The following is a 6,006-nucleotide window of genomic DNA, read 5'->3' as shown; positions in this document are numbered from 1 at the left end:
TTGATTATTAGGCAGTATTTGCCGATACCGAAACAGACAGATAATGAATTTTGGACAGTAGAGAGAATTGAGCATATTCGTAAACTTGCATTAACTGGTAAACCTCAAAAAATTTTTCCCCAGTGGAATTCTTTAAGGATTCTAGATAGAGTTCACTTCAAAAATGAAGATCCAAAGATAACAGATTCACCGAGAGGAAAAACGGTAACGAAAATTGCAGGAATAGAAATGTCTGCCCCCCTTTATCTTGGAGACATGTCTTACGGAGCGTTAAGCGGAAATCCTAACATTATAATAGCTAAGGCTGCTGATATAACTGGTACTTTGGCAGGTACTGGTGAGGGTGGTCTTCACCCTGAAGTCGCAAAATCAAAAAGGATTTTTGTTCAATGGGCTTCGGCTAGGTTTGGTGTTGACTTTGATGTTTTAATGCATGGTGCTGCGATAGTTATTAAGGTAGGTCAAGGAGCAAAGCCTGGGATTGGTGGTCATTTACCTGGGAGTAAAGTAACTGAGCCTATTTCTTTTACTAGGAGAATTCCAGTGGGCATAGACGCTATTTCACCTGCACCGCATCATGATATTTACTCTATTGAGGATTTGGGTCAAAGGATTGAAGCTTTAAAAGAAGCAACTGGTAAACCCATTTTCGTTAAAGTAGCAGCTACGAATTACACTCCTTATATAGTCTCTGGTGTTGCAAGGATGGGGGCTTCCGGTGTTATTATAGACGGTCATGGTGCAGGTACTGGAGCTACTCCTATAGTTATTAGGGATAACGTTGGTATTCCGATTGAGTTAGCTGTATCTTCCGCAGATAAGGTGTTAAAACAGCAGGGGATGAGAGATAACTTCACTATAATTGCCGCTGGTAGAGTTGCGGATGCTACTGATGCTGCTAAGTTGATGGCTTTAGGTGCAGATGTTGTTAGTGTTGGTACTGGTGCTTTGGTAGCAATGGGCTGTGTAATGGTTCATAAGTGTCACATTGGTTCTTGTCCTACTGCTCTGACCAACAAGATTGACGGTACTAGAGAGATTGACATGGAGTTTGGTCTAAAAGTTTTATTGAACTACATTCAAGGTTTCTCTCTAGAACTATCAAATATCCTTGATAACCTGGGTCTTTCTTCAATTGACCAACTTAAGGGTAGGAGAGATTTGCTTTATGGGAAAGGACTATCTAGGGAAACTCTTTCTGTTTTAGATATTGAGGGAGAAGAGGAGGAGCTTCCTCCCAAGCTCGGTGAGTTGTGGTCTAGGAGAAGAAAAGTATATTTACATGAACTTGCAAACAAAGGTGATCCAGTAATTACGAGTATGGGTAGTACGGCTCCTCCAGATGTTGAGAAACCCGCAAGGATTGTTGATTGGTTAAGAAGTGATGGCGCACAAGTAACTAGACCATCAATTGATCCTTACAGAGAGGACATTGACACTAGCTTTTACTTAGCTAATGGTAGAGTGTATCTCTCCTTACCAATTATTTTTGATATTGTGGACGCACCAGAAGATGTCAAAAATGCTCTTCAATGGGCTTCTCTTGCCTTAAGTTCTGCCGTCTTTACAGATGTTACAACTCCTTACTATGAAGAGATATCAATAAGTTATGACGGGAATGGAATAATGAAGTGGAGCAGAGAATATGAAAATGGTAGCTACATTTTACTTCCAAGCAATGAAGAGGCTGTTGAAGAAGTAGTAGAACTAAAGGGAATTCCGGGATTCATAATAGATGAAGACCTCGGTAACCAAGATCTTGAAGTTGTTATTTCTGAAATTGACACTAAGTTAAAGAGGATGGGGATTAGAAAGAAGTTTGACTTAATTGCAAAATCCTCTAGGATAAGGGATTCTGGAGACGCATTTAAATTCGTTGCTCTAGGAGCTGACTCTGTTATTATGTCTTACAAGGTGTTTGATGTTGCTCTTGGAGAGGGAAGTAAAACAGATTTAAAGGGTAAAGCCTTTAACATGATTTCAGGGTTTAAGAAGGAGGTAGCTCTGTTAGCTGGTGCTGCAGGTATTTATTCTGTTCAATCTACTTTAACGGGTAATAGAGAGTTGTTAAGGGCTGTTAACTTGAATTCATATCTATTACAAAAATTAAGGGTAAAGGTAGCTGGTTCTTTATGATCCATCCTTCTGGTTGCGGAGTCTTAGGAGTTTTAAGGAAAAGGCAAGGTAGAAAAGTAAAAGGGGTTGAAGTAGTTAATGGTATAGAGAGGGTTAGGTATAGAGGTAGTGATAGGGGAGCTGGTTTTGCTGTCTTTGATAAGGATAGAGGGAACAAATACGTACTAAAGGTATTTTATGAAGGAGATCCTGCATCTCTAAAAAGCACTTTAGAAGGACATGGGATTAAAGTCGACAAACAAGAACTAGAGTATGCTGATGCTGAGGTTTGTGATTGCAAGTATTACGTCACTTTAGATAATATAACTTCAGCCAAGAAGGCTTTTAGAAATATAAATGAAATAATATGGTCTCAGAGGAAAGGAAGGCTGTATAGTTTTGGTTCTACTCTGGAAGTGTTTAAGGGTGTTGGCTATCCTAAAGATGTTGCACAAATGTATAAGGTTGAGGAGTATGAGGGTGATTTATGGTTAGCCCACACTAGACAACCTACTAACTCCCCAGGGCATTACCCCTATTGGTCTCATCCTTTCTCTACGTTTAATATAGCGATTGTGCATAATGGGGATGTAAGCTCTTTTGGAGCTAATTTGGAGTATTTGTTAGAAAGAAACTGGGAAGGGTTTGTTGGGACAGACAGCGAGGTTATTGCATTTCTCTTTGAAGAACTCATTTCAGAAGGATTTTCGGTTGAAGAAGCTACTAAGATCTTGGTAAACCCGTCTAGGAGATTCAGCACTTTCTCAAAGGATCTTGATTATTATTATAGGAATGCAAGGCTTGATGGTCCTTTTACTGCTGTGATTGGTTATGACTCTGGAGATGATTTGTATTTAATTGCTTTAGCTGACAGGTCTAAGTTTAGACCAGCAATTATAGGTGAAGATGAGAATTTCTATTATGTTGCCAGTGAGGAGAATGAAATTAGGGAGATTAACCCTAATGCAAGGGTGTGGACTTTAAAGCCTGGCTCTTATTTCATAGCTTCTCTAAATCGTGGAGTTATTAGTTATGGGAGGGATGAAGATGAACTAAAGAGCTTCTCTCCTCCACCTTTGTTCACTCCAGAAAAATATGACATAAATGCTAAGAATATTGATTACAAGGAGCTAAACAGTCTGATTATTCATGAGGTTAAGAAGGGGAAAAATGAAGTTAATGTTGCAAATGTTATGGGTCATCGTTACATTGGCATAAACTTTAAGAGATTTGGCATACACGGCGTTAGAGTTAATTTATACGGCGTTGTTGGTAATGTCTTAGCTAACTTAAATGAAGATAATTATTTCTATGTTTACGGAAATGTTGCCGATGACTGTTGCGATACAATGCATGGGGGGAAAGTTGTAATTTATGGTGATGCAAGAGACGTCTTAGCTCAGACTTTTCAAAATGGTAAGGTGTTTGTGAAGGGAAATGCAGGTAATAGAGTTGGCATACAGATGAGGGAGTATAAGGATAGAAGACCATATTTGGTAATAGGGGGAATGGTTGATGACTATCTAGGTGAATACATGGCTGGGGGAGTCATAGTAGTTCTTGGTACTAATGTTAACAAAGAGCCAGTAGGTAACTTTGTAGGTACGGGTATGGTAGGTGGAAGGATATATATACGTGGCAGAGTTTCTCCCTCAAAAGTGGGTTTGCAACCACCTAGGACTGAAGTTGTAAAATTGTTAAAGGCTTTAGTATTAGACAGCTTGATTGACGAGGACACCTATGAAAAATTAAGGGAAAAGGAGTATATTGAAGTTATGGATGTACTGGAGGGTAAAGCAAAGGAATACGCTAAGAGACTGTTCGAAGAAAAAGTAGGTATTCCAAAGGTTGAGTATAGGGAACTAACTGAAGAAGAGATAAAGGAGCTAACGCCAATAATGAAGGAGTACAGCTCAGATATGGGAAGTGACTATGTCGAATATTTAAAAGAAAAGTTCACTGTTATAACATCAAGAGGAAAACTTTAATAATTGACCCTCGTATTTTTACTTTTGACTCTTTAATTTAAAAATTTTTATAACATGAAGGGTATTATTATTATGAGTTGTATTTTACTCTGGTAAAAATTGTCGGTAGGGGTGAAGTAGCTGGTAAAATTTCCTCGTTACTTTCTAGTTTAGGTTATATCACGTCTAATGAGAAGTCTAATTTATACATAGTTGTAGGAGAAATAGAGAAAGCATTAAAGTTTGCAGATAAAAAATCTGTTGGCTTAATTTTTGTGTCAGAGGATGGAGAATACGTAATTCCTTTAAAGGGCGAAAGTAAGGGTGTATCCTTCATTTCCTCTATTATTGCAGATTTCTTGAATGCAAATCTTATTTCAACGTCTAAGTTTTCTCAGCAAGGTTTACATAGTGTTGAGGAGTTTGCTTGGATTAATGCTTTGTTCACTAAAGATAAAGACAAAATAAAAGAACTAAATAGAAAATTGCTGGAAAGGAAGAGGCTTTACATTTATGCTGATGGCATGCCTTTAGTTACTCCAGAAGAGTATGTCAAAATTGAAGTACCGTGTGAAGCGGATATAGTGATCGGTGAGGGTAAATGTGGAGAAGTTGTCTTAAAACCAATAAAGATGATTGTTGGTCTTCATTACATTGAAAAGATTCCAACAGAAGTTTTGCTTTATTCAATAAAGATGACTATGAAGAGTCTTTTTATCAATGAAAATAGGGTTGACGTTATTCTTACTCCAGTCAATGATAATAGCATAAAGCAAATTAGCAAAATACTGAACTCCGAACATAAAGTGATAAATGCTGATACTTGTGAAGACATGTTATACAGTTATGGGGGAAGAATTCTCTTAAAAAGTACTAGAAGAGCTTACGGAGTTTTTTCATGCCTAGCAGGGTTATATCTTTAAATGTGGAAATAATATATAACTACGTATGAAAGTTTACAATGAAATCCTTGACGGGTATATTGAAGTTCCAAGATCTATTAGTAAGATTGTAAGTTTAGATCCTGGAACTACAGAAACGATCTTTATGTTAGGTTATGGAGATAAAGTTATTGGAACCGATGCGTTTAGTTATAGACCTGTAGAGGCTAAAAAAATTCCTAAGATAGGGAGCTATATTCACGTAAATATTGAGTTTTTAGAGAAAAATAAACCAGATGTCATATTTACCACTACTGGTGCTCAAAAAGAGTTAACTAAAAAACTACTAAATCTAGGCTTTCCGGTCTATCCAGTTGGTATAGCAACTTCTGTCTCAAGGATACTTAACAACGTCATTATTATATCTAATGTGATTGGTGCTCTGGAGGAAGGAAGGAAGCTTTATTCTGATTTACTTCACTTACTTTCATCTTTACATAGAAGAGTATCTAAAAGAGTTAAAGTATATGTCGAGTTCGATTTGGGAGGACCTATAACTCCTGGATTTCCTACACATGTAAGTGATGCTATTTATCATGTCGGTGGTAAGAACATCTTTGATTATAAAGAAGATGCCTATTTTATGCCTGATCCTAAGGAAATTCTTTCTCAAGACCCAGACGTAGTAATCTATGAGCCTAAATTGTATAAAGATTATGAGGTAGAGAGGTTTAAGAACAGCTTAGCACAGAGGGGGCTAGAAGACTTACTGAAAAAACCTATACTATTTACAAAAGGCGATTTCCTCGCTCATCAAGGGCCTAGCTTTATAACTGAAGGTGTTAGATGGTTATTTTCTTCTCTTGAACCTTTTACTAAGACCAATTTTATTAACGAGTAGTGCTATTGCACCATAGTCAACTGCTACCACTCCTAATGCTATGAAAAATTCACTTACTGTAGTTACTACCGCTCCCCAGATGGCAGTGGTTTCTGATATTTTATCATGACTTATGGTGAAACCACCACAATCTGGTTCTCAG

General features: G+C 37.5%; 4 protein-coding genes. All 4 read left to right on the top strand.

Going from position 1 to position 6,006, the window contains the following annotated elements:
* Nucleotides 1-2,136: FMN-binding glutamate synthase family protein (locus AC3OCB_RS00385; protein ID WP_498340161.1), on the top strand; the 2,136-nt coding region annotated here is incomplete at its 5' end.
* Nucleotides 2,133-4,103 (top strand): GltB/FmdC/FwdC-like GXGXG domain-containing protein, encoded by a 1,971-nt coding sequence (locus AC3OCB_RS00380; protein ID WP_498340160.1) that lies wholly within the window; start codon nt 2,133-2,135, stop codon nt 4,101-4,103. The genes AC3OCB_RS00385 and AC3OCB_RS00380, both read left to right, overlap by 4 nt.
* Nucleotides 4,104-4,180: 77 nt before the next feature.
* Nucleotides 4,181-5,005, top strand: coding sequence for a hypothetical protein (locus AC3OCB_RS00375; protein WP_498340159.1), 825 nt, complete (start codon nt 4,181-4,183; stop codon nt 5,003-5,005).
* A 25-nt stretch (nt 5,006-5,030) separates the two neighbouring features.
* The gene (locus AC3OCB_RS00370; protein ID WP_498340158.1) at nt 5,031-5,864 is read left to right on the top strand and encodes an ABC transporter substrate-binding protein; all 834 of its coding nucleotides are present in this window, start codon (nt 5,031-5,033) and stop codon (nt 5,862-5,864) included.
* The last annotated feature ends 142 nt before the right edge of the window (nt 5,865-6,006 follow it).

This window comes from Sulfurisphaera sp. (assembly GCF_059755235.1).
Note: the sequence above shows the minus strand (reverse complement) of the source record. Positions and strands in the feature narration are given on the sequence as shown.

Coding starts and splice junctions, on each gene's coding strand:
- AC3OCB_RS00380 (WP_498340160.1), top strand. CDS start 2,133: ATGATCCATCCTTCTGGTTGCGGAGTCTTAGGAGTTTTAAGGAAAAGG.
- AC3OCB_RS00370 (WP_498340158.1), top strand. CDS start 5,031: ATGAAAGTTTACAATGAAATCCTTGACGGGTATATTGAAGTTCCAAGA.